Here is a 23107-nt window from a genome sequence, read left to right on the forward strand (position 1 = left end):
TTTTTCAGTATATGGCAGTTCTCTTTAAAAGGCACCGATACTGCCACCGCCTCCTCCTCCAGAGAAGCCACCGCCAGAACTTCCACTTCCAGAAGATACGGAATAGGTACTTGCTGTGTTTGCGACGCTGGCATAATGGCTCATTTGCGCACTTGAATGATAAAACATACTATGCCAACCATAAGCTACATAGAGGTTGATATCTGGATTTTCCACTTGGATATGATGAACCTTCATCAAATGACTGACCTTGTCTGCATAGCCAAATAAAGTCGCATAAACCAAGAGGCGATTCCAGACCACAATACTTTCCAATTCAGCCTGATCCAATCGTGCAATCTCACGCAACATATTTTCAAAACTGGTCCAGAGATAGTATACTTCTGCTCCTGCTTCATTTAGGACACCATCACGATTATCTAATCGAAGCTTCCAATAATAGAAAACAGCCAAAACCAAACCTAGAAAACCAAGTATTGGCAAGAGGAGGTAAAGATAGCCATAAACATCCAAACTGTACAAGAACAAACCAAATCCGATAAATAGGGGCAAGATAGTCAAGACCCCCATACCCACTTGCAAGGCCTTTTCCCCACCAGTTAAAGGACGGTAGTAATCCGGAAGCCCCCAGAAGGTAACTCTATTTCTCACTCCTTCTTGCATCTCTTTCAATACTTCTTCAAAAGAAGATTTGAGCTGACGCCCCTTTGCTTGAATCCGTTTTTCATCAGAAACTTTTGCTCTACGATAAAGACTATCAGATACCTTGTAATCCGCAAACAAATTGGAAAGAGTTTCTTCTTTTTTGCCTGAAAAAGCCAGATTTAGACAGTCTTTCTCAAAACTTGACAAACCATCTTCTTTTACTAGCTTCAAACCAACTGCATCTCCTTCTGAAATGATAGAAACATTCCCACGGTCTATCACATCTAGCAAGGTAGCTTGAATAAGTTGGTCAAAGGTAAATTTACCTGCTCCTTTTGTTAGAGGACTCACTTCTTCCAAGGAGGTCGAGTAGACTGCTTCTGATAAAACCATAGGCTCTAATTCCATTGGTGGTTCATAGATACGATGATTTTTGGCATATTTGACGGAAGGAGTGGTCTTTCTTCTATAGATGAAATAGAAGCAAATACTCAATAACAAGGAGATAGAAAGTATCGAAGGGAAGACCCAAGTAACGAGTTGTTTACTTTGCTCTTTTTCTTTAAAAATCGAGTCTTCTATCTTATTAAACTCTTCTAAACGATTTCCTTTCAATCCCTGATCCCTAGCGCTAGCAAAATCAGTTCGAGGCCAGTAGGCATGCAATTCAACTCCCCGCTTAGGCGGAAGATTGTCTAAACGGATAGTATAATCAAGGTTACTCTTTTCAACCGTTCCCTCTCTAAAAAGTTTCCCTGTATGGAAAAAGAGTTTTTCAGCCCCCTTGTCTCCCCTTACATGAAATTCAAACTTTCCAATAGCTCCTGAACTATCTGTCAGAGGTTGCCAATTTAATTCAGCGATGTCATCATAAAGGAAAAGTAAATTCTTTAAGTTCCAAACGAGGTCAACTTCAACTGTGTCGCCTTCTTGACCTGAATTGTAGACTTTCACAGTATAACCATTCGCCTCTTCTGTCACTTCGCTAGTAACGTCTGTCAGTTCAGCACCGTTTTTCGAGGCCTGAACCTTTGGTTGAGGATCTATCTCAAATCCGCTAGGCATCTTGCCAGCACGTCCAAGTCCCACGATTTGCCCCTTAAAGTCCTCCTCAAACTGGTAAACTATCTTCTGTCTAAATTCTGCCGTATTGTCTGCATGAATATACAAATCTCCTTGATAAGAGTTTATCTTAAAATCAATGGCAAAAACCGAGAGTGGAAACATACAAAACAAACAAAATAACAGCAAGAAAAAAGTTTTTTTCATCAACTAAGTCCCCTTTTTTATCTTTGCTATCATTATATCATTTTTTCATAAGTAAGGGCTTACCTATGTTGAAAAATAGAGTTTTTTTCGATAAAATAGGAGGCAGTTATTTTTTAATAGATTAGAAATAGGAGAAATCATGAGAAAAATATACTTATCTATTTTCACAAGTCTCTTGCTGATGCTGGGACTTGTCAATGTTGCTCAAGCTGATGAATATTTACGCATCGGGATGGAAGCAGCATATGCTCCCTTTAACTGGACCCAGGATGATGATAGCAACGGAGCTGTCAAAATCGATGGAACCAACCAGTATGCCAATGGATACGATGTCCAAATTGCCAAGAAAATCGCTAAGGACTTAGGTAAAGAACCTTTGGTTGTTAAAACCAAGTGGGAAGGTTTAGTTCCTGCCCTTACTTCTGGTAAGATTGACATGATTATCGCAGGTATGAGTCCAACCGCTGAACGCAAACAAGAAATCGCCTTTTCAAGCAGCTACTACACTAGCGAGCCTGTCCTACTTGTCAAAAAAGATTCTGCCTATGCAAATGCCAAATCTTTGGATGACTTTAATGGAGCGAAAATCACTTCTCAACAAGGTGTTTACCTTTATGACTTGATTTCCCAAATCTCAGGCGCTAAAAAAGAAACTGCCATGGGAGACTTCGCTCAAATGCGCCAAGCACTTGAGGCTGGTGTCATTGATGCCTATGTTTCTGAACGTCCAGAAGCTCTGACTGCCGAAGCTGCTAACTCTAAGTTCAAGATGGTTCAAGTAGAACCAGGTTTCAAAACGGGGGAAGAAGATACAGCTATTGCCATTGGACTTCGTAAAGATGACACTCGTATTAGCCAAATCAATGCCAGCATTGAAACCATTTCAAAAGATGAGCAAGTTGCCCTAATGGATCGTATGATCAAGGAGCAACCTGCCGAAGCAACAACAACTGAAGAGACTAGCAGTAGTTTCTTTAACCAAGTCGCTAAAATTCTTTCTGAAAACTGGCAACAACTCTTGCGTGGTGCGGGTATCACTCTTTTAATCTCTATCGTCGGAACCATCATAGGTCTCATTATCGGTCTTGCTATTGGTGTTTTCCGTACTGCTCCTCTCTCTGAAAACAAAGCTATTTACAGCCTACAAAAACTAGTCGGATGGGGTCTCAATGTCTATATCGAAATTTTCCGTGGAACGCCAATGATCGTTCAATCGATGGTTATCTACTACGGAACTGCTCAAGCTTTCGGTATCAACCTTGACCGCACACTGGCTGCTATCTTCATCGTTTCGATCAACACCGGTGCCTACATGACTGAAATCGTCCGTGGTGGTATCCTAGCAGTTGATAAGGGACAATTTGAAGCAGCGACTGCTCTTGGTATGACCCATAACCAAACCATGCGTAAGATTGTCCTACCTCAAGTAGTCCGTAACATCCTACCAGCAACTGGTAATGAATTTGTCATCAATATCAAAGATACATCTGTATTGAACGTTATCTCTGTTGTTGAACTTTATTTCTCAGGAAATACCGTGGCAACGCAAACCTATCAATACTTCCAAACATTTACAATCATCGCCGTGATTTACTTTGTCCTCACCTTCACCGTAACACGTATCCTACGCTTTATCGAACGCCGAATGGATATGGATACCTATACTACAGGTGCTAACCAAATGCAAACGGAGGATTTGAAATAATGACACAAGCAATCCTTGAAATTAAACACCTCAAAAAATCCTATGGACAAAACGAAGTGCTAAAAGACATTTCACTCACTGTCCACAAGGGAGAGGTAATCTCTATCATCGGAAGCTCTGGAAGCGGAAAATCAACCTTCCTACGCTCCATTAACCTCCTTGAAACGCCAACTGATGGACAAATCCTTTATCATGGACAAAACGTCCTTGAAAAAGGCTATGACCTCACGCAATACCGTGAAAAGTTGGGGATGGTGTTCCAATCCTTTAACCTCTTTGAAAATCTCAACGTTCTTGAAAACACAATTGTCGCTCAGACAACTGTCCTTAAACGCGAACGTACAGAAGCTGAAAAGATTGCCAAAGAAAACCTGGAAAAGGTCGGCATGGGAGAACGCTACTGGCAAGCCAAACCAAAACAACTCTCAGGTGGTCAAAAACAACGTGTGGCCATCGCTCGTGCCCTCTCCATGAATCCGGATGCTATTCTCTTTGATGAACCAACATCAGCTCTTGATCCAGAAATGGTTGGAGAAGTCCTCAAAATCATGCAGGACCTGGCTCAAGAAGGCTTGACTATGATTGTCGTAACCCACGAAATGGAATTCGCCCGTGATGTCTCTCACCGTGTTATCTTTATGGATAAGGGTGTGATTGCTGAAGAAGGCAAACCAGAAGACCTCTTCACCAATCCTAAAGAAGACCGTACAAAAGAATTCCTTCAACGCTATCTCAAATAAAAAGAAAAGGCTGCATCAACCGTGCAGTCTTTTTACTAGCCAAAAAATGAAAAGGCAGACCCTATTCAAGAATCCACCATTATCCAAAGATTAATCTTCAAATTTTTCATGATTTTTATCATAGAAATCAATTAAACCTAGAGCCATTTCAAACGAAATATTTTTAACTTTTGCACGCCCCTGAGCTAGAGCAATGATAGACATTTCACGCGCATTCGTTTCTTTAGAGATACGGTAGCCTGTGATTTTCTTATCACGAACCCAGCCAACAACTGATTCTACTTTTTCAAAGTTTGACTTAGCCATGTCTTTCTCCTATTTTCTTATTTACGATATCTAATTGTATACGCTTTTATGCTTTTTGTCAATAAAAAAACATATATTCAATAAAATAAACGCCCTTATTTTTACTTACTATCTTATTAAAGCTGATAATATGTAGGTTTTTCATTGTCGAAAACAATTTTTATAGTTCTTTAAAATAACTGTATTATTAAATCTTATTTATGTAATAATATTCGTATTTGACAGATGCTGATTCTCGATAATCTAGACATATTCTAATCTTATTTCATATTATTTATTCCACTGTAAAACAAAAAAAATTGACAAAATAATCTTCTGCTCTAAACCATTTCTAACGAGTATTTTTCTCCTTTTAGACTTTTTCATGTCTGCACCAGCATTCAATCATTTGGTCAACTGTACCAGTTATTTACTTTATCAAGTTTACTTTTTATTTCTCCTACCCATTAAAATACAAATAGCTAGGAAACCGTAGTATTCTATGCTTCATTTTTTTACTGTTTTCATCTTACGAATATTCCATCACTCTTCTCAGTAATCTCAGTATAATAAGGCATCTCATTAGTATTGATTATTTTTCTAATCCCTATTATATTTAGCTAAATTTCAGATTAGCTATATATAAAATAGTAGATTTCAAAAAACTCCTAACATATAACAAGTAATTTTACTCCCTTACTATAAACTGAATCAAAAAAACATAGGTACTATAATGAGTTATGATAGAAATAGCGTAATCGATTTCCTAAGTCCATAGGAATCGCCCCCTTTCTTCATCTTCATTATAGCACCTATACATCAATTGTGCAAATAATATGATATTTTTTTATTAGTCCTCAGACAAGCATATTATAGAGCGTTTCGTTACCATTTAAGTTAATATAAGCTGGATCAAAACCTTCCATTCGACGAATCAAGCCTGCATAATCATGCTTATCTGCCAAGGCAATCCCAATCAATACTGGGCCTGTCCCCTTGCTAGCTCGTTTGATATACTCAAAACGTGTGATATCATCATTTGGCCCCAAGATATCATTTACAAACTCACGCAAAGCCCCCGGACGCTGTGGAAAATTAACCACAAAGTAATGCTTGATCCCATCATAAATCAAGGCACGCTCTTCCATTTCCGGCATACGGTTGATATCATTATTTCCTCCAGAAATGATACAACAAATGGTTTTCCCCTTGATATATTCAGCCAAAACCTCTAAAGAAGCGATACTAGCAGCTCCAGCAGGTTCTGCGACAATCCCTTGCTTAGAGTAGAGGTCAATCAAGGTTTCAGAAATCAATCCCTCATCGACACCTACTAAGGTTTGAACATGTTGACGAGTTGCTTCATAGGTCAACTGACCTACCTTTTGCACAGCAATCCCATCCGCAAATTTGTCAATTTCTGTGAGTTTGACAGGCCCACCAGCTTCAAAGGCTGCCTTCATGGAACGTGCCCCATTAGCCTCTACTCCGATGACTTCAATTTCTGGACTTGTTTCCTTGATATAGGTAGAAACCCCAGCAATGAGACCACCACCTCCAACAGGAACTAAGACAGCATCAAAATCAATTGATTCTTTTCGAGCTTCTTCTAAAATCTCATAAGCAACTGTCCCTTGACCCGCTTGAACATGGGCATCATCAAAGGGATCAATAAAGGTACGATTTTCAGAAACTGTAAATTCTTGAGCTGCTTTGGCTGAGGCATCAAAGGTATCCCCAACTAGTTTAATGGTTACAAAATCCCCACCAAAAAAGCGAACTTGTCCAATTTTTTGTTGCGGAGTAGTAATGGGCATAAAAATAGTAGCAGGAATTTTCATTTCATTACAAGTATAGGCTACTCCCTGCGCATGATTTCCCGCAGAGGCACAGACTACCCCACGCTCACGCTCTTCCTTGCTGAGCTGCGAAATGGCATAATAGGCACCACGGATCTTAAAAGAACGAACACGTTGAGCATTTTCCTTTTTCAAATAAATCTTAGCACCATACTTCTCCGATAAATAATGGTCGTAATCCAGTGGGGTATTCACAACCACACCGTTCAAGACTTTATGAGCCTTGATGATATCTTTTGAACTTAACATCAATTTCTCCTAGACTATTTCAAACTTATCGTAATCCATCTTTTAAAAAGAGATGAATTGATTATAAAAGCGAGTTAGTCCCCCAACTCGCCTTCACCTTAATTTCTATCAATTAGTTATAGATTTTGAATGCATCATCGTCGTTTTTACCAACGAATGGCATTGCTTTACGCAATTCTGCACCAACTTTTTCAATTTCAAGGTTAGCTGCTTGTTCACGGTAAGCAGTCAATTTTGGACGTCCAGCTTTATAGTCATTTACAAAGTCATTTGCAAATTTACCATTTTGGATGTCTGCCAAGACAGCTTTCATGTTTTCTTTAACTTGCTCAGTAATCACACGTGGGCCTGATACATAGTCACCGTATTCAGCAGTGTTTGAAATAGATTGACGCATTTTCTTGAATCCACCTTCGTAGATCAAGTCAACGATCAATTTCATTTCGTGAAGAACTTCAAAGTAAGCCAATTCTGGAGCGTATCCTGCTTCTGTCAAGACTTCAAAACCTGCTTCGATAAGGGCAGTCAAACCACCACAAAGTACAGCTTGTTCACCAAACAAATCTTCTTCAGTTTCTTCTTTGTATGTTGTTTCAAGAAGACCTACACGTGCAGCTCCAACACCTTTACACCAGTCCATAGCAATGTTTTTAGCATTTCCTGTTGCATCTTGGTAAACTGCGTAAAGAGCTGGCACACCAAATCCTTCTTCGTAAGTACGACGTACCAAGTGTCCTGGTCCTTTAGGAGCACACATGAAGACATCTACATCTGCAGGAACTTTGATAAATTCAAAGTGAATATTGAAACCATGAGCAAATCCAACTGCATTTCCAGCTTCCAAGTTTGGAGCGATTTCTGCTTCGTACAATTCTTGTTGGATTTCGTCTGGTGCCAAGATCATGATAACGTCAGCCAATTTAGTTGCTTCTGCTACTGTGTAAGTGTCAAATCCATCTTCTTTTGCTTTGTCAAAAGATTTACCTGGACGCACACCGATGATGACATCACGACCTGAATCACGCAAGTTTTGCGCATGCGCATGTCCTTGTGAACCATAACCGATTACGGCGATTTTTTTACCGTCAAGTGCTGCTACTTTAACATCTTTTTCATATTCCATTTGAACTGCCATAGTTTTTCTCTCTTTTCTATTATTTATTGCCTTTTAGGCTGGTTTAACAAATTTAAAATATTTTTATACTCAATGAAAATCAAAGAGCAAATTAGGAAGCTAGCCGCAGGCTGTACTTGAGTACGGCAAGGCAAAGCTGACGTGATTTGAAGAGATTTTCGAAGAGTATTAATCGCGGGTAAATCCAGTTGCACCAGTTCGAGCAATATTGCGAATACCGTATGGTCGAATGACTCGCAACAGAGCTTCACTCTTTTCAGCATTTCCTGTCATCTGAATGGTAATCGAGCTTGGTGCTACGTCTACAACTGTTGCACGGAAAGGTTGAATAATCGCTAGAATCTCAGCTCGCTTCTCAGCTGGCGCTGACATCTTAACCAAAATTACCTCGCGCTCCAAATGAGGCTTGTCTGTAATATCTCGAATGCGAATCACATCAATTTGACGATTGAGCTGTTTGATAATTTGCTCCACCTCATCATGTGAAGCTACATCAATAATAACGGTGATACGAGATACATTCGGATCTTCTGTTGCTCCAACAGAGATGCTTTCGATATTAACCTGACGACGAGATAGGACACCTGTAAAGCGATTGAGGACTCCTGATCGATTCTGTAGTTTTGCTGTTAACATTCTACGCATGGAACTTCACCCCCAACATCTCATGATTACTCTTACCAGCTGGTACCATTGGTAACACCTGTTCCTTACGAGAAATATCTACCTCGATTAGCATAGGAACATCCTCAGTGATGACTTCAAGGTCTTGGGCCAAGGTCTCAGGATTGTCAAACTTATAGTTTTTAATTCCATAAGCTTGTGCCATCAATTGAAAATCAGGAAGAGTATCAAAGACCGACTCAGATGTTCTACCTTCATAGAAGGATTCCTGCCACTGGCGAACCATTCCAAGCGAGTGGTTGTTCAGCATAACCACCTTGATTGGCACCTTGTAAATGTTCAAAATAGCCAATTCCTGGTTAGTCATTTGGAAACCGCCATCCCCAACAAACAAGACTACTTCCTTATCTGGATTAGCAATTTTAGCTCCGATTGCTGCTGGAATTCCAAATCCCATCGTTCCCAAACCACCTGAAGTCACTAACTGACGTTCATTTTGGTAGGGATAATACTGAGCTGTCCACATTTGGTGTTGACCAACGTCTGTTACCACAATAGCATCTCCGTTAGTTAATTCACCAATTCGTTCAATAACAGCTTGCGGTTGAACTACACGCTCTTTCTTATCGTAAGAACGAACGCGGTTCTTGTCTTTAGTGACTTTCTCAATCCATTTCTCAGTATTGTTATGAACTGTCGGTTCAGCCAGCAACATTTGCAAAGCTTTCTTAGCATCTCCAACTACAGGAATATCTGCACTGATAATCTTGCCAATCTCGGCTGGGTCAATATCAATATGAGCAACCTTAGCATTCTTAGCGAAGGTCTTAGGATTCCCCGTCAAGCGGTCATCGAAACGACAACCAATACTAATCATAAAGTCCGCTTCCGTCATGGCAATATTAGCTGCAAATGACCCGTGCATGCCTCCCATTCCAAGGAAGAGTGGATGACTCGTTGCAATCGTTCCTTGTCCCAAAAGACTGGTTACCACCGGGATTTGATAGCGTTCTGCAAATTCATTTAATTCTGCAGCTGCTTCAGCATAACTAATCCCCCCACCAGCTAACAAGACTGGTTTTTTAGCCTTGGACAATTGCTTCAAAATTTTCTTGATTTGCATATCATTCGGCTCAAGAGTCGGTTGATAGCTTGGTAGGTTCACTTCTGGTGAATAGATGAAGTCGGTTTCTAAAGCAGATACGTCTTTAGGTAGGTCAATAACAACTGGCCCTGGTCGACCTGTAGTTGCGATATGGACAGCTTCCGTAATGATTCGAGGGATATCAGCTGTCTCCCGAACTTGGTAATTGTACTTAGTGATTGGCATGGTAATTCCCACAATGTCTGCCTCCTGGAAGGCATCCTTCCCAATCCCTGCTCGCGCCACCTGACCTGTAAAGACCAAAAGGGGAACACTGTCGCTCATGGCATCCGCAATCCCTGTAATAGCATTTGTTGCTCCCGGTCCGCTAGTGACGACGGCAACACCCAACTTTCCAGTTGATTTGGCATAACCTTCAGCTTCATGCAAACAACCTTGCTCATGGCGTCCTAGAATGTGGCGAATGCCTTTAAAATTATATATCGCATCATACAAAGGCAAGACCGCACCACCAGGATAACCAAAGATGGTATCAATTCCTAAATCACGAAGTGTTTCCAAAACTAGATCCGACCCCGTCTTAGGAGATTCTAAACTGATTTTCTCCATTGTTCCCCTTTCTCTTCTCTTAAAAATAACTTGTTACTATCATACCATTTTTTCAAAATTTTTCAAGAGAAAAGAAGAAATTTTCTGAATTTTCTATTTTAAAGTTTATTTATGAATGTTATTTTTGTTTTTATAAAAAAGATACCGATTTCATTTACTAAAAAAGAAAAAGAACTGATTTCTCAGTCCTTCATTAATCTTATTCTACACTAAATAGGTATGGGTAAACAGGTTGTTGACCTTGGTGAATCTCGACTTCAACGTCTTCGAATTCTTCTGCGATTTCTTGAGCAATTTCATTAGCAAGTTCTTCGCTTCCATCTTCACCAACATAGAAGGTTACGATTTCACTATCTTCATCCAACATATGTTTCAATGTTTCTGTCAAGGTTTGGTGCATGTCAGGGTTTGACACGAGGATTTTTCCATCCACCATACCAAGATTATCGTTTTCATGGATTTCTAAGCCATCAATGGTTGTATCACGAACAGCTGTTGTAACGCTTCCGCTAACGACATCGCTAAGAGCAGCTGTCATACGCTCTTGGTTTTCTTCGATGGACTTGCTTGGATCAAAGGCAAGAAGACTTGTCAAACCTTGAGGAAGAGTACGAGCTTCTACCACTACTGCTGGTTGCTCCAAAACTTCTGCTGCAGATTGAGCTGCCATGAAGATATTCTTGTTATTTGGCAGGAAGATAATGTTACGAGCGTTGACCTGTTCAACAGCCTTGATAAAGTCTTCAGTTGAAGGGTTCATAGTTTGACCGCCTTCAATAACATAATCCACACCTTGAGAACGGAAGATATCTGCTAGACCTTTACCAGCCACCACAGCAATCAAAGCATATTCTTTTTCTTCAGCTGGTTTGCTAACTTGAGCAACTTCTTTCTCAACCTGTGCTTCGTGTTGGTTACGCATATTGTCAACTTTTACCTTGACCAAGCTACCATATTTGAGACCTTCTTGCATAACAAGTCCTGGATCTTCTGTATGGACATGGACTTTAACAATTTCATCATCGTTAACAACGAGGAGAGAGTCTCCAAGCTCATTCAAGTAGTTACGGAATTCGTCGTAGTCAAAATCTTTGGCATAGGTTGGACCTTGCTTAAGAGCTACCATGATTTCAGTACAATAACCAAAGGTAATGTCCTCAGTCGCTACATGACCAGCTACAGACTTGTGGTGTTCTGCATTGATCATTTCACTCATGTTGGCCGGAGTCGCTACAAAGTCCTCAGATGCGATATATTCGCCAGTAAGGGCTGAAAGGAAACCTTCGTAGATAAAGACCAGTCCTTGACCACCTGAATCCACAACGCCAACTTCCTTCAAGACTGGAAGCATATCTGGCGTTTTAGCTAGAGCGGTTTTAGCACCTTCTAAGGCTGCACGCATGACTTCAACAGCGTCATCTGTCTGCTCAGCTTTTTTCTTAGCACCGATAGCAGCCCCACGAGAAACTGTCAAAATCGTTCCTTCAACTGGTTTCATCACTGCCTTATAGGCAACTTCTACACCTGATTGGAAGGCAAGGGCCAAGTCTTGACCTGTTAACTCGTCTTTATCCTTGATAGCTTGTGAAAATCCACGGAAAAGCTGAGACGTAATAACGCCTGAGTTTCCACGCGCACCCATCAAAAGACCTTTGGCAAGAATGCTCGCTACCTCGCCAACTGTAGAAGCTGGCTTGTCTGCAACTTCTTTAGCTCCATTTTCAATGGTCATTCCCATGTTTGTTCCAGTATCTCCATCTGGAACTGGAAAGACGTTTAATGAATTGACATATTCAGCTTGCTTATTCAAGCGAGTTGATGCAGCCTGCACCATTTCTTGAAATAAGCTAGTAGTAATTTTTGACACGGTTATTCTCCTACAACTTTGATATTTTGAATGTAGACATTTACAGTCTGAGCAGTAATTCCAAGTTGGTTTTCCAAACTAAAACGAACACGCTCTTGAATGTTTTTTGACACTTCGCTAATCTTTGTTCCGTAGCTCAACACGGTATATACATCAACTGCAATACTGCCATCTTCGGCCGCCTTTACGACGACACCTTTAGAATAATTTTCCTTACCTAGAAGGGCTTGGAAATTATCTTTGAGGGCATTTTTACTAGCCATACCGACCACACCAAAAATTTCAGTTGCTGCTCCACCTACGACGGTTGCAATCACTTCATCTGTTAGTTCGATTTGACCATCTTTTGTATTAATTTTTACAGTCATCCTTTTTACCTCAACTAGTTGATACTCTATTTTATCATATTTCAGCCCAAGTGTAAAAGCAGAATACTGTATCAGCGGATATTTACTCTATTTTTCAAATGATTTTATATCTACAGTAAAAGAAAAAAGACCCTAAGGTCTCCTTACTTTTATTATTAAACGCGTTCAACTTTACCTGATTTCAAAGCACGAGCTGAAGCCCAAACTTTTTTAGGTTTACCATCGATAAGAACAGTAACTTTTTGAAGGTTTGGTTTTACGGCACGTTTTGTTTGGTTCATCGCGTGTGAACGGTTGTTTCCTGATACAGTCTTACGACCTGTAAAGTAACATACTTTAGCCATTTGTGTTTTCCTCCTATTAGATCTAATATAGCGGATGTGCTAGCACCACATACTGTACTATGTTATCACACTTTCTTCATTTTTGCAAGGGAATTGGAAGATTTTTTTATTTAACGTAGACAATTCCCAACTTCCCAAAGGCCACATCTCCACGTATAATCAAAGTTTTGCTGGTTGGCGCTAGAGGAGTATCTGCCTTGGCTACGCCACAGAAAGTTTCTACCTTTAAATCAACTCCCCAATGTTTAGGAACATAGATAACTGCATTCCCAAAACCGACTTCCACTTTCAGAGTTGCGCTATCTCCTAAAATCTCTGCATTGTCATAATATATCTTGGCATTTCCAAAACCAACTTCTACTTGGTCGTCTACCAATTCTTGATTTTGCTTGTAGAAAGTCCCAGTCCCAAAAGCAACTTCCTTATCTGTAAGAATGGTCTTTTTACCATCATACCACCATTTTTTCCCATTCCAAGTTCTGTTAGAATGAGTGAGTGCGCTGACACCCATTACGATTAAAATACTTGCCCAGAACAATGACTGATTGGGAATTGGTAAAATGCCATAAAAGTGGTTAGCAATCATTAAGGCTACTAGAGCTGTAAAAGAGGCTGAAGTTAAGTGACGACGCAACAAAGCTCCAACTGATTGATAGGCAAAAAATGCAATACCAAGCAAGGGCCAAATTTGCCCACCGAATGAAGGGATTCCAAAATTTCCTTGTAATAATATTAAAGCCGCCAAAATAAGCAACACAATACCAAATGCTTTCTTTTTCATGTTCTTACCTCATGTTTCTTAGATTTTCTTTTAGGAGGGATTGGTAATGTCGTGAGACATGAACCTCCTTGTGGGTCTGATAAAAGGAAATGGTGCCCGTTCCTGAAAAGGACTTGTCCACCGAATAGATTTGCCGAATATTAGCGATAGTTGACTTGGATACCCGACTAAAGTAACGAGGAAGGATAGCCTCTAACTCATAGAGTTTAAGCCGAACCTCGTAGGCATCTTTCTGGGTATGGGCGTAAATCTTGTTAACTTCCGTCTCAAAGAAGAGAATTTCCGATAGGTCCAGATAATATTCACCCGTCCCCTTGTAAAAAATCAACCTAGGAGACTTGGATTCTTGCAAGAGCCGCTGTAAATCCGCAATCTCATCTGTCAAAGCCGCTGCCTTGATGATAATTTCAGTTTCCTCTAAATTGCTGTCAATTTCGATTCGTAACTTCATTCCATCTCCTTTCTGACTCTACTATATCAAAGGGAAAATAAGAAAACAAGAGCAAAAAAGCAAGTGGTTACTTTAGACTCGTAAGTGGTTGTGGGACCACCTTAACTTACAGGTCAACATAGAAAGAAAATCACACCCCACACAAGACCACAAATATAGCCAACCACTACATCCTTGGGAAAATGCACTCCACCTAAGACTCTCACGAGACCGAGGAGGGCTGACAAGACCAACAAGATAACCCCTACAGATAAACTAGCATGCAAGCAAGCCATGGAGATAATGGTTGCTGAAAAGACATGACGACTGGGCATAGACTGACCAGGGCTATCTCTGTCAAGCAAAGGTTTAATATCCCATTCCTCATAAGGCCTAGGGGCATTGATTTTCTTACGAAGAAAGGATAAAATCACAAAACCTGATGCAGGGATAAACAAATAGATTCCGACCTGTTTCCCAAGTCCTTGTTGGAGATAGGTAGTTGCTAACAAGGTTAGATAAATCATAGGCATAACTGCCGTCATGAACCGATTGAAAGTTCTTAACAAGCTCAGAAGAAAGGGCCTATTTTCAATGTTACCAGCAATGTGGTCATACCATTCTTGATAATTTTTCATATATTTTCTCATCACTTACTCAAATTTTACTTATAGGGAAGCACTTGTCTTCTAGTATAGTGCAGAAAAAGAAGGCCGTCAAGCCTTCTTTGGGTTTATTCTTCTGCTTCGTCTTCTGTAAATTGACTGTTGTAGAGGTCAGCGTAGAAACCACCTTGCGCCATCAGCTCATCATGATTTCCTTGCTCGATGATATTACCATTCTTCATAACAAGAATCAAATCAGCATTTCGGACGGTAGACAAGCGGTGAGCGATGACAAAGGAAGTTCTTCCCTCCATCAAACGATCCATGGCTTTCTGAATCAATTCCTCTGTACGGGTATCAACAGAAGAAGTCGCCTCATCTAGGATTAGGAGTGGCGCATCTTTCAGCAAAGCACGAGCGATAGTCAAGAGTTGTTTTTGTCCGACAGACAAGGTCACTGTATCATCCAAGACGGTATCGTAACCATCTGGTAGTGTCATGATAAAGTGGTGAATCCCTACAGCCTTGCTGGCTTCAATCACGCGCTCATCACTAATATCCTTTTGGTTATAGATGAGATTGTCTCGGATAGTGCCTTCAAATAGCCAAGTGTCCTGCAAGACCATTGAAAAGGCATCGTGTACTTCCGAACGCTTCATCTCCTTGGTGTCCACACCATCGATACGGATACTTCCCTTATCAAGCTCATAGAACTTCATCAAAAGATTGACAATGGTTGTCTTACCAGCTCCGGTCGGTCCAACAATGGCAACCTTTTGACCTGCATGAGCGGTCGCAGAAAAGTCATGGATGATAGTTCGCTCTGGTGTATAACCAAAGGAGACTCGTTCAAAGGCTACTTGACCTTTCATATCGCTCAATTGTCTTTCTTTATGGGATTCGTCTTCCATTTCCTCTTCAGCTAGGAATTCGAAGACGCGTCCCATGGCTGCACTAGCCTGCTGCAAACTAGTAATTCCTTGGGCAATTTGTGAAAGAGGCTGAGAAAAGATACGAACGTAGGCCATAAAGGCAACGATAATTCCAATACTAATCTGCCCATTCAGAGCCAAAGCTGCACCAACAATAATCACCAAGGCATAGCTAAAGTTCCCAATAAACATCATAATCGGCATCATAATCCCTGAAATAAACTGAGATTTCCAGATACTATCATACAGGCGATGGTTTAATCTCGAAAACTCTTCTTTCGTGCTCTCGATAGCATTGTAGCTGGTCACTACATTATGGCCAGAGTACATTTCTTCCACATAACCATTTACAGCTGCCAAATCCTGTTGCTGACTCTTAAAGAAGCTCTGGGATTTGCCCATAAAGACAGACACGAAAGCAAATCCAACAAAAGTTGAAACAACCGTCACCAAGGCTAAAATCCAGTTCATCCCAAACATGGTTACCAAGACTGCCACGACCAGTAAAGTGGATGAAAGAACTGTTCCCAGACTTTGATTAAGGGACTGGGCTGCAGTATCAACATCATTGGTCACACGAGACAAGGTATCTCCTTGAGAATGTCCATCAAAATATCCCAATGGTAGGTGATTGATTTTCTCTGCAACCGCTCTTCTCAAACGCTCTGAAAAACGTTGAATAGCTGTTGTAAACAGAAAGGCCTGCAAATAATTTGATAGGAGTCCAATCACATAAATCACGGCCAAAAAACCACCAATAGCTGCAACCGCCGCGACATCCACACTTGTTTCCAGGCCACTTGCAATGATATTGGTCATTTCCTTGATACGAGTTGGACCATAAACAGTAATGATATTGGATACGATTGTTGCTAGAAAGGCGATCAGAAGGGCAAACTGGAGACCTGCAAGATAGGGTTTACTTTGTTTCCAAAGAGACATTTTCTTATTTTCCATGTTCCAATTCCTCCTTCGATAGTTGTGAATAGGCAATTTCTTGGTACACTTCGTTATTAGCTAGAAGTTCCTTGTGGGTGCCTTGTCCCACGACTTTCCCTTGATCCAAGACCAAAATCAAATCTGCATCCATAATGGTTGAAATACGCTGTGCAACGATAAGCTTGGTCATAGATTTAGTTTTTTCTGCTAGCTCTTGGCGTAGAACACGGTCTGTCTTGTAGTCCAAGGCTGAGAAGGAGTCATCAAAGATGAGGATTTCTGGCTTCCGAGCCAAGGCACGCGCAATTGCCAGACGCTGTCTTTGACCACCTGAGAAGTTGGTTCCTCCTTGGGCCACTTCTGACTCTAAGCCAGATTCCTTGTCTTCGATAAAGTTCTTAGACTGGGCCAATTCCAGAGCCTGCCACATAGCCTGCTCACTAAGCGGTGTTTCTTGACTCTGTCCAAAGTCTAGATTACCCTTGACATCACCTGAAAAGAGAACTGCTTTCTGAGGAATATAACCAACCTTGTTGCGCAAATCTTCTAAGGCATAGTCTTGAACATTGACACCGTCCACCAGAATTTGCCCTGCTGATACATCGTAGAAACGTGGAATCAGATTGACCAGAGTTGATTTACCAGAACCTGTTGACCCAATAAAGGCTACTGTTTGACCAGCGTCTGCTTTAAAGCTGACATGCTCAATAACCGCCTCCGAATTTGCCGCATAGCGGAAGGTCACATCCTTAAATTCGACCTGACCTTTGAGGTTTTCATCAGCCAGCTGCACGTGAACAGGATTTTGGATAGAAGAATGCAAATCTAAAACCTGATTGATCCGCTTAGCAGAAACCATGGTTCGGGGAAGAACGATGAAGAGTGCTCCCATGAGAAGGAAGCCCATGACAACCTGCATGGCATAAGACATGAAAACAACCATGTCACTAAAGAGAGGCAGACGCGCTGATGGAGCAGCATCGTTGATTACATAGGCTCCAATCCAATAAATCGCCACACTCAAACCACTTGAAATCCCCATCATGATAGGGTTCAAAATAGCCATAAGACGGTTGACAAACAAATTCAAGCGTGTCAATTCATCATTTGCTGCTGCAAATTTTTCATTTTGGTATTCTTCAGCATTGTAGGCGCGAACGACACGAATACCTGTTAAACTCTCACGAGTGATACTGTTCAGTTTATCAGTCAGCCCCTGAATCAAGGACTGTTTTGGAAAGGCTAGCGTCATCAAAACAGTCGTCATCAGAACGTTGACAATCACTGCCACAAGTACGGCCCAGAGCCAGTATTCTGAATGACCTAAAATCTTCCCGATAGCCCAGATAGCCATAATCGGACCACGCGTCACCACTTGCAAGCCCATGGTAATCAACACCTGAACCTGAGTAATGTCATTGGTGGTACGAGTTAGGAGACTGGGAATAGAGAATTTCTTAATCTCTGTCTGCGAGTAGTCTAAAACTCTGTTAAAAATATCACTTCTCAGCCTACTAGTATAAGAAGCAGCCACTCTGGAGGCAAAAAATCCAACTGCAACTGCGGACAAGAAAGCCAGAAAGGACATTCCCACCATCATGCTTGCCGGCTGCCACAACTCATCTAAATTAGTTCCTTGACTACCTAGCAAATCCGTGATTTTAGAGATATAGGTCGGCACTTCCAACTCCAGATAGACCGAAAAGCAAGTAAAGAGAATGGCAAGTAAAATCATCCCCCATTCTTTTCTACTAATTCGTTTTGCTAATTTCTTCATTATCTCCTCCTATTCTCTTGATATTTTCCTGTAGTTGACCGAGAACTTTCTCGAAAATCAGTAATTCATCTTCATCAATGTCTTCCATCAACTGCTTATCAATTCGTTCAAAAAAGGCCTTAACCTGCTTCATTTGAGAACGTGCTTTGTCCGTCAAACGAACAAATTTTGCCCGCTTATCGCTAGGACTCGCCTCCAATTCCACCAAACCATTTTGCACCATACGCTTGACCAAGTTACTCGCCACAGACTTGGTAATATTTAGTTCCTGCTCGATATCTTTAATCAAGACCAGTTTCTCTTTTTGTTCACACTGATCTAAAAAACGCAGAACCTGACCTTGTGGTCCACCCATAAATTCAATACCACAACGTTTGGCTTCCTTTTGCACCATCAAATGAATCTGGTGACCAAAACGCTTAAAAACTAACATCGGTTTGTCCATACTAACTCCTTTCTAACCATTGCATTTGGTTCTCCTGAGAACTAAATAAGTTTTCATGAGAACTATTTTACCACTTTAAAAAGAGATGTCAAGAAAAAGTTTCCATGAGAACTATCTTAGTTTAAATTGACATTAGGCAAGATTTTTTATATAATAAGCGCTCACTACTGTGGGTAGAAATCCATTCACTTAATGAGGAGAGAAAACTTTCAAATGAAACCAGAAGAACAAAGAGTTTTAGGAATCTTAGCAACTATTTTTGGAGCCATCGCACTTTTAGGATCCTGGATCCCGTTTATTAACTATCCATCGTTGTTCATCGGCATCGTCGCATTTATCTTGGGGATTATCGGCCTTATCGTCAACCTCAAAAAACGGAAAACAATGACTATTATCGGAACATCCCTGGCAGTTGCCTCTGTTGTACTTTTCTTTACGACTCAGGTACTATACGCTGATGTCTACAAAGAGTATGCCAAGGAGTTTAACCGTTCCTACATGGATACGAGTGCCTCAATGGAACGCGAAGAAAAAAGCGGCTTGACAGACGATACCTTCTCCTGGACCCAAGAACAGTTCGACGCCTTAATCGAAGGTGACCTTGACAACAAAGGAAAAGGTGGTACCACCTACGAGGATATTATCAACAAACACGGAAAGCCAGATTCCGAGTTTGACTTCACTCTTGGGGGTTACAATACGAAAAAAATCACCTATATCTCTATTGGAGACAAGATCAAGACTGTTACCTTAACTTTTGCAAAACAGGACAATGGAGAGCTCTTGCTCGTCCAAAAACATCAGTCGGTCTAGGTCTAGAAAAAGCAATCAACAAAACGATTCTGAAACCAGATTCTAAGTTCAAATATCAAAAAAACGAACAGCTAGTAAAACTGTTCGTTTTTCTATTAGAATCCATCTACGTTTGTGTAGATCTTTTGTACGTCTTCGTCGTCTTCAAGAACGCTGTAAAGTTTTTCAAAGGTTTCAAGATCATCGCCTGACAATTCCACTTCTGACTGAGGAATCATTTCCAATTCAGTCACTTGGAATTCTTCGATACCTGACTCACGAAGGGCAACGATAGCCTTATGAAGGTCAGTTGGAGCTGTGTAAACTGTGATTGTCCCTTCTTCTGCTTCTACATCATCCACATCCACATCTGCTTCTAGCAATTGCTCAAAGACCGCGTCCGCATCTTCACCTGCAAATACGATAACTCCCTTGTTGTCAAAGAGGTATGAAACTGAACCTGAAGCGCCCATGTTTCCGCCATTTTTACCAAAGGCTGCACGGACATTAGCCGCTGTACGGTTGACATTTGAAGTCAAAGTATCAACAATCAGCATAGAACCATTTGGTCCAAAACCTTCGTAACGTCCTTCTGTAAAGGTTTCGTCTGTGTTTCCTTTAGCCTTGTCCAAAGCTTTATCGATAACGTGTTTTGGCACTTGGGCTTGTTTAGCACGGTCGATAACGAATTTCAAGGCTGAGTTTGATTCTGGATCTGGATCACCTTTTTTAGCTGCTACATAGATTTCTACACCAAATTTTGCATATACTTTAGAGTTAGCTCCATCTTTAGCCGTTTTCTTGGCTACGATATTGGCCCATTTACGTCCCATTAGGAATCTCCTTTTTTCACATTTTAATCTTTCTTATTATAACACAAGTTTTTTCGATTTTCACTAGAGGAAATGGATTTTATTCAGTAAATACAACTAGGATAGCACTTTAGTTGCTAAAATTTCCTTGCCTTCTTTTATCAAGGGGTGACGAAACAGTGAGAAATACAGTTGAATGGTCATGGCAACCCAGATTAGGGGTTCACAAAGGATAACTCCCTTATAGCCTGCCCAAGGGATAATCAAGACCACAAAAGCGATTTTCCCGATTAGTTCGATAAAGCTAGATACCAGAGGAAGAATTTTTTGCCCCAAGCCCTGCAAGCAATTGCGATAAATCAATAAGAGACTCAAAATAGGATAAAAAGCTGAACTGATTTGCAAGTACAGACTACCATTTTCTACCAAGCAATCATCCGTCGAACTAGCCAAGAAGGAAACCAAGGCTGGACTGGCAAAAAAGAGGAAGACACAAACAAAAACTGCCCAGGATATACTTAAACGACTGCCGATTCGAAGTCCTTGAACAATGCGGTCTGGACGCTTAGCTCCTAGATTCTGAGAAGCAAAGGTCGTCATCGAGGCAGAAATAGCGGTCATAGGAAGAAGGGCAAAGGCCATAATGCGTCGAGCTGCCGTCTGGGCACTAATAATTACGGCACCAAAGGTATTAACAGAAGACTGTAAAATCACACTGCCGATGGACACAATTGAACTCATCAAACCCATAGCCAAACCTTGCTCCAAGAGATCCGCGTACAAGGCCTTGTCCCATTTGAAATGCTTGATTTGAGGCAAAAGTTCTGGCACACTCTTACGAATATAATAAAAGCAGAGAACCGCTGATAAGCCTTGCGAAATGATGGTAGCAAGGCCCGCAGATTGAACCCCCAGTTGCAGTTGCGTAATAAAATAGAGATCCAGAACCACATTAACCAAGGCAGAGAAAATCAGAAAACCAAGGGCTGCTAGACTGTCCCCAATGGACCGCAACAAACCTGCAAAGAGATTATAGGCAAAGCTGACACCGACACAGGTCACAATCATAGAAATATATTGATAGGACTGGTGAAGAATTTCTGCAGGAGTATCTAAATATTGCAAGAGTGGATACAGACCGACAAACCCCAGCAGCATAACTACAATACTCAAAAGAGCACCTAAAATCCAGGTGGCTGCTACTGCCTCCTTGATTTTAGTGAAATTCCGAGCTCCATAATAACGGGCAATGACAATTCCCATGCCATTGCCAACACCAAGAGTAAAACCTACAATCAAATCAAAAATAGCAGTTGTTGCCCCAACCGCAGCCAAGGAATCTTGACCAAGAAAACGTCCAACAATCAAGACATCAGCAGTATTATAGAGCTGTTGGAAAATATTGGACAGCAAGATTGGAAAGGCAAAACTCAAAAGCGAAGGAAGAATAGGACCATGAATCAGGTCCACTGTTCGTTTTTTATTCATAAGGCTATTATATCAGCTTTCTAAAGGAGCGACAAGAAACAGCAAACTATGCCAGAACTAGGCAATGAAAAAGCAGTGAATTTCTCCACTACTTTAACAGCTTATTCTTCAATTTCGATTTCAAGCTCGTCGCCTAGGTCAAGTGTCACTTCTTCATTCACAGAATCTGCTTGAACTACGTCATCTTTTTTAGTTTCAACACCTTCTACAGAAGCTTCTTCTCCATCAATCAAACCAAATTGAACACGGACTTGATGATCAATCTCATCAAAGACTTCTGGGTTATCTGCCAAGTATTTCTTAGCATTTTCAGAACCTTGCCCGATTTTCTCATCCTTGTAAGAGTACCAAGCTCCTGCTTTTTTGATGATATCCAAATCGCTTGCGATCTTCAAAAGCTCACCAGTCTTAGAAATCCCTTCTCCGTACATGATTTCAACGAAGGCTTCCTTAAATGGTGGAGCCACCTTGTTTTTCACAACCTTGATTTTAGTTTCTTTACCGACATTGGTATCTTTTTGGTCACCAGTTCCCTTGATTTGTGTGCTTCCACGAACATCCAAACGGACTGATGCGTAAAATTTCAGAGCACGTCCACCAGGAGTTGTTTCTGGATTTCCAAACATGACCCCAACTTTTTCACGCAATTGGTTGATAAAGATGGCAATTGTTTTGGTTTTATTGATAGAAGCACCGAGCTTACGCATAGCCTGGCTCATCATACGAGCCTGCAAACCAACGTGGCTATCTCCGATATCGCCATCAATTTCCGCACGAGGGACAAGGGCAGCAACTGAATCGACCACGACAAGATCCACAGCTCCTGAGTCAATCAATTTTCCTGCAATCTCAAGACCTTGCTCTCCTGAGTCTGGTTGTGACAAGAGCAATTCGTCAATATTGACACCAAGGGCTGCAGCATAAGCTGGATCGAGGGCATGTTCCGCATCGATAAAGGCAGCAATACCACCTTCTTTTTGCGCTTGTGCAACTGCATGAAGGGCAACTGTTGTCTTACCAGATGACTCTGGTCCGTAGATTTCAATGATACGTCCCTTAGGATAACCACCTGAACCAAGGGCAATGTCAAGAGCCAAAGAACCTGAACTCATCACTTGCACCTTTTGCTCCGCACGTTCACCCAAACGCATGATTGAACCCTTGCCAAAGTCTTTCTCAATCAGTTTAAGAGCGTCATTCAAGGCTTTTTCACGTTCAGCCCCGAATTTTTTTGAAATTTCATCTAATTTTTTTGGTTTTTTCGCCATTCTATTCTCCTACATTCTAATGGTCCTCAGACCT

Annotated in this window: 20 protein-coding genes and 1 pseudogene; 3 read left to right on the forward strand and 18 right to left on the reverse strand. The window is 41.1% G+C overall.

The window, feature by feature from the left end; translation table 11 throughout:
- Positions 1-24 precede the first annotated feature (24 nt).
- Positions 25-1914 carry a DUF2207 domain-containing protein gene (locus STYK_RS08855; RefSeq protein ID WP_084947877.1) on the reverse strand — a complete coding sequence of 630 codons (1890 nt, stop codon included), beginning with the start codon at positions 1912-1914 and terminating at the stop codon, positions 25-27.
- Between the two features lie 139 nt (positions 1915-2053).
- Here STYK_RS08855 and STYK_RS08860 point away from each other — a divergent pair, with 139 nt between their 5' ends.
- Both STYK_RS08860 and STYK_RS08865 read left to right on the forward strand, forming a co-directional pair.
- Positions 2054-3619: an ABC transporter substrate-binding protein/permease gene (locus tag STYK_RS08860; RefSeq protein WP_261804917.1), complete on the forward strand. Its 1566-nt coding sequence runs from the start codon at positions 2054-2056 to the stop codon at positions 3617-3619.
- Positions 3619-4359, forward strand: a complete 741-nt coding sequence (locus STYK_RS08865) for an amino acid ABC transporter ATP-binding protein (protein WP_000189477.1) — start codon at positions 3619-3621, stop codon at positions 4357-4359. Before STYK_RS08860 ends, STYK_RS08865 begins: the two co-directional genes overlap by 1 nt.
- A gap of 90 nt (positions 4360-4449) precedes the next feature.
- On the opposite strand, the gene STYK_RS08870 is transcribed toward STYK_RS08865, so the two are convergent.
- From STYK_RS08870 to STYK_RS08935, 14 genes are all read right to left on the reverse strand, one after another.
- Positions 4450-4665, reverse strand: coding sequence for a capsule biosynthesis transcriptional regulator (locus STYK_RS08870; protein ID WP_261804918.1), 216 nt, complete (start codon positions 4663-4665; stop codon positions 4450-4452).
- An 836-nt stretch (positions 4666-5501) separates the two neighbouring features.
- Entirely contained in the window at positions 5502-6752 is a 1251-nt protein-coding gene (gene ilvA / locus STYK_RS08875) for a threonine ammonia-lyase IlvA (RefSeq protein WP_033685561.1), read from the reverse strand.
- A gap of 112 nt (positions 6753-6864) precedes the next feature.
- Positions 6865-7887: a ketol-acid reductoisomerase gene (ilvC, locus tag STYK_RS08880; protein ID WP_000290683.1), complete on the reverse strand. Its 1023-nt coding sequence runs from the start codon at positions 7885-7887 to the stop codon at positions 6865-6867.
- A 168-nt stretch (positions 7888-8055) separates the two neighbouring features.
- Positions 8056-8532 carry an acetolactate synthase small subunit gene (ilvN, locus tag STYK_RS08885; protein WP_020902727.1) on the reverse strand — a complete coding sequence of 159 codons (477 nt, stop codon included), beginning with the start codon at positions 8530-8532 and terminating at the stop codon, positions 8056-8058.
- A complete protein-coding gene (locus tag STYK_RS08890) occupies positions 8525-10225 on the reverse strand; it encodes an acetolactate synthase large subunit (RefSeq protein ID WP_000411747.1) in 1701 nt (566 codons plus the stop codon). Before STYK_RS08890 ends, ilvN begins: the two co-directional genes overlap by 8 nt.
- Positions 10226-10424: 199 nt before the next feature.
- Positions 10425-12092, reverse strand: coding sequence for a DAK2 domain-containing protein (locus STYK_RS08895; protein ID WP_020902726.1), 1668 nt, complete (start codon positions 12090-12092; stop codon positions 10425-10427).
- A 2-nt stretch (positions 12093-12094) separates the two neighbouring features.
- Positions 12095-12460 (reverse strand): Asp23/Gls24 family envelope stress response protein, encoded by a 366-nt coding sequence (locus STYK_RS08900; RefSeq protein WP_000216437.1) that lies wholly within the window; start codon positions 12458-12460, stop codon positions 12095-12097.
- A 155-nt stretch (positions 12461-12615) separates the two neighbouring features.
- Positions 12616-12804 carry a 50S ribosomal protein L28 gene (gene rpmB / locus STYK_RS08905; RefSeq protein WP_001140948.1) on the reverse strand — a complete coding sequence of 63 codons (189 nt, stop codon included), beginning with the start codon at positions 12802-12804 and terminating at the stop codon, positions 12616-12618.
- 106 nt (positions 12805-12910) lie between these two features.
- Positions 12911-13585 carry a LiaF transmembrane domain-containing protein gene (locus tag STYK_RS08910; protein ID WP_261089778.1) on the reverse strand — a complete coding sequence of 225 codons (675 nt, stop codon included), beginning with the start codon at positions 13583-13585 and terminating at the stop codon, positions 12911-12913.
- Positions 13586-13589: 4 nt separating this feature from the next.
- On the reverse strand, positions 13590-14036 hold the full coding sequence (locus STYK_RS08915) for a LytTR family DNA-binding domain-containing protein (protein ID WP_070528641.1): 447 nt from the start codon (positions 14034-14036) through the stop codon (positions 13590-13592).
- A gap of 113 nt (positions 14037-14149) precedes the next feature.
- Entirely contained in the window at positions 14150-14653 is a 504-nt protein-coding gene (locus STYK_RS08920; protein ID WP_261804919.1) for a phosphatase PAP2 family protein, read from the reverse strand.
- Between the two features lie 95 nt (positions 14654-14748).
- Positions 14749-16509 (reverse strand): ABC transporter ATP-binding protein, encoded by a 1761-nt coding sequence (locus STYK_RS08925; RefSeq protein ID WP_261804920.1) that lies wholly within the window; start codon positions 16507-16509, stop codon positions 14749-14751.
- Positions 16499-18268, reverse strand: coding sequence for an ABC transporter ATP-binding protein (locus STYK_RS08930; RefSeq protein ID WP_261804921.1), 1770 nt, complete (start codon positions 18266-18268; stop codon positions 16499-16501). The genes STYK_RS08925 and STYK_RS08930 overlap by 11 nt, the downstream gene beginning before the upstream one ends.
- The gene (locus STYK_RS08935) at positions 18243-18713 is read right to left on the reverse strand and encodes a MarR family winged helix-turn-helix transcriptional regulator (RefSeq protein ID WP_261804922.1); all 471 of its coding nucleotides are present in this window, start codon (positions 18711-18713) and stop codon (positions 18243-18245) included. The genes STYK_RS08930 and STYK_RS08935 overlap by 26 nt, the downstream gene beginning before the upstream one ends.
- Before the next feature lie 213 nt (positions 18714-18926).
- On the opposite strand from STYK_RS08935, the pseudogene STYK_RS08940 reads away from it, so the two are divergent.
- Positions 18927-19572 (forward strand): annotated as a pseudogene (locus STYK_RS08940) (DUF4190 domain-containing protein).
- A gap of 49 nt (positions 19573-19621) precedes the next feature.
- On the opposite strand, the gene STYK_RS08945 reads toward STYK_RS08940, so the two are convergent.
- From STYK_RS08945 to recA, 3 genes are all read right to left on the reverse strand, one after another.
- Positions 19622-20338, reverse strand: a complete 717-nt coding sequence (locus tag STYK_RS08945; protein WP_000532882.1) for a YebC/PmpR family DNA-binding transcriptional regulator — start codon at positions 20336-20338, stop codon at positions 19622-19624.
- 96 nt (positions 20339-20434) lie between these two features.
- Positions 20435-21805, reverse strand: coding sequence for an MATE family efflux transporter (locus STYK_RS08950; protein ID WP_261804923.1), 1371 nt, complete (start codon positions 21803-21805; stop codon positions 20435-20437).
- Between the two features lie 101 nt (positions 21806-21906).
- Complete coding sequence (recA, locus tag STYK_RS08955) at positions 21907-23073, reverse strand: recombinase RecA (protein ID WP_238095613.1); 1167 nt, start codon at positions 23071-23073, stop codon at positions 21907-21909.
- Positions 23074-23107 lie beyond the last annotated feature (34 nt).

The organism is Streptococcus toyakuensis (genome assembly GCF_024346585.1).
In the GTDB taxonomy this organism is placed as follows: domain Bacteria; phylum Bacillota; class Bacilli; order Lactobacillales; family Streptococcaceae; genus Streptococcus; species Streptococcus toyakuensis.

Coding starts and splice junctions, on each gene's coding strand:
- STYK_RS08925 (WP_261804920.1), bottom strand. CDS start 16,509: ATGGAAAATAAGAAAATGTCTCTTTGGAAACAAAGTAAACCCTATCTT.
- STYK_RS08900 (WP_000216437.1), bottom strand. CDS start 12,460: ATGACTGTAAAAATTAATACAAAAGATGGTCAAATCGAACTAACAGAT.
- STYK_RS08910 (WP_261089778.1), bottom strand. CDS start 13,585: ATGAAAAAGAAAGCATTTGGTATTGTGTTGCTTATTTTGGCGGCTTTA.
- STYK_RS08890 (WP_000411747.1), bottom strand. CDS start 10,225: ATGGAGAAAATCAGTTTAGAATCTCCTAAGACGGGGTCGGATCTAGTT.
- ilvA (WP_033685561.1), bottom strand. CDS start 6,752: ATGTTAAGTTCAAAAGATATCATCAAGGCTCATAAAGTCTTGAACGGT.
- STYK_RS08860 (WP_261804917.1), top strand. CDS start 2,054: ATGAGAAAAATATACTTATCTATTTTCACAAGTCTCTTGCTGATGCTG.
- STYK_RS08930 (WP_261804921.1), bottom strand. CDS start 18,268: ATGAAGAAATTAGCAAAACGAATTAGTAGAAAAGAATGGGGGATGATT.
- STYK_RS08950 (WP_261804923.1), bottom strand. CDS start 21,805: ATGAATAAAAAACGAACAGTGGACCTGATTCATGGTCCTATTCTTCCT.
- STYK_RS08855 (WP_084947877.1), bottom strand. CDS start 1,914: ATGAAAAAAACTTTTTTCTTGCTGTTATTTTGTTTGTTTTGTATGTTT.
- STYK_RS08870 (WP_261804918.1), bottom strand. CDS start 4,665: ATGGCTAAGTCAAACTTTGAAAAAGTAGAATCAGTTGTTGGCTGGGTT.
- STYK_RS08920 (WP_261804919.1), bottom strand. CDS start 14,653: ATGAAAAATTATCAAGAATGGTATGACCACATTGCTGGTAACATTGAA.
- ilvC (WP_000290683.1), bottom strand. CDS start 7,887: ATGGCAGTTCAAATGGAATATGAAAAAGATGTTAAAGTAGCAGCACTT.
- STYK_RS08915 (WP_070528641.1), bottom strand. CDS start 14,036: ATGAAGTTACGAATCGAAATTGACAGCAATTTAGAGGAAACTGAAATT.
- STYK_RS08945 (WP_000532882.1), bottom strand. CDS start 20,338: ATGGGACGTAAATGGGCCAATATCGTAGCCAAGAAAACGGCTAAAGAT.
- rpmB (WP_001140948.1), bottom strand. CDS start 12,804: ATGGCTAAAGTATGTTACTTTACAGGTCGTAAGACTGTATCAGGAAAC.
- recA (WP_238095613.1), bottom strand. CDS start 23,073: ATGGCGAAAAAACCAAAAAAATTAGATGAAATTTCAAAAAAATTCGGG.
- ilvN (WP_020902727.1), bottom strand. CDS start 8,532: ATGCGTAGAATGTTAACAGCAAAACTACAGAATCGATCAGGAGTCCTC.
- STYK_RS08865 (WP_000189477.1), top strand. CDS start 3,619: ATGACACAAGCAATCCTTGAAATTAAACACCTCAAAAAATCCTATGGA.
- STYK_RS08935 (WP_261804922.1), bottom strand. CDS start 18,713: ATGGACAAACCGATGTTAGTTTTTAAGCGTTTTGGTCACCAGATTCAT.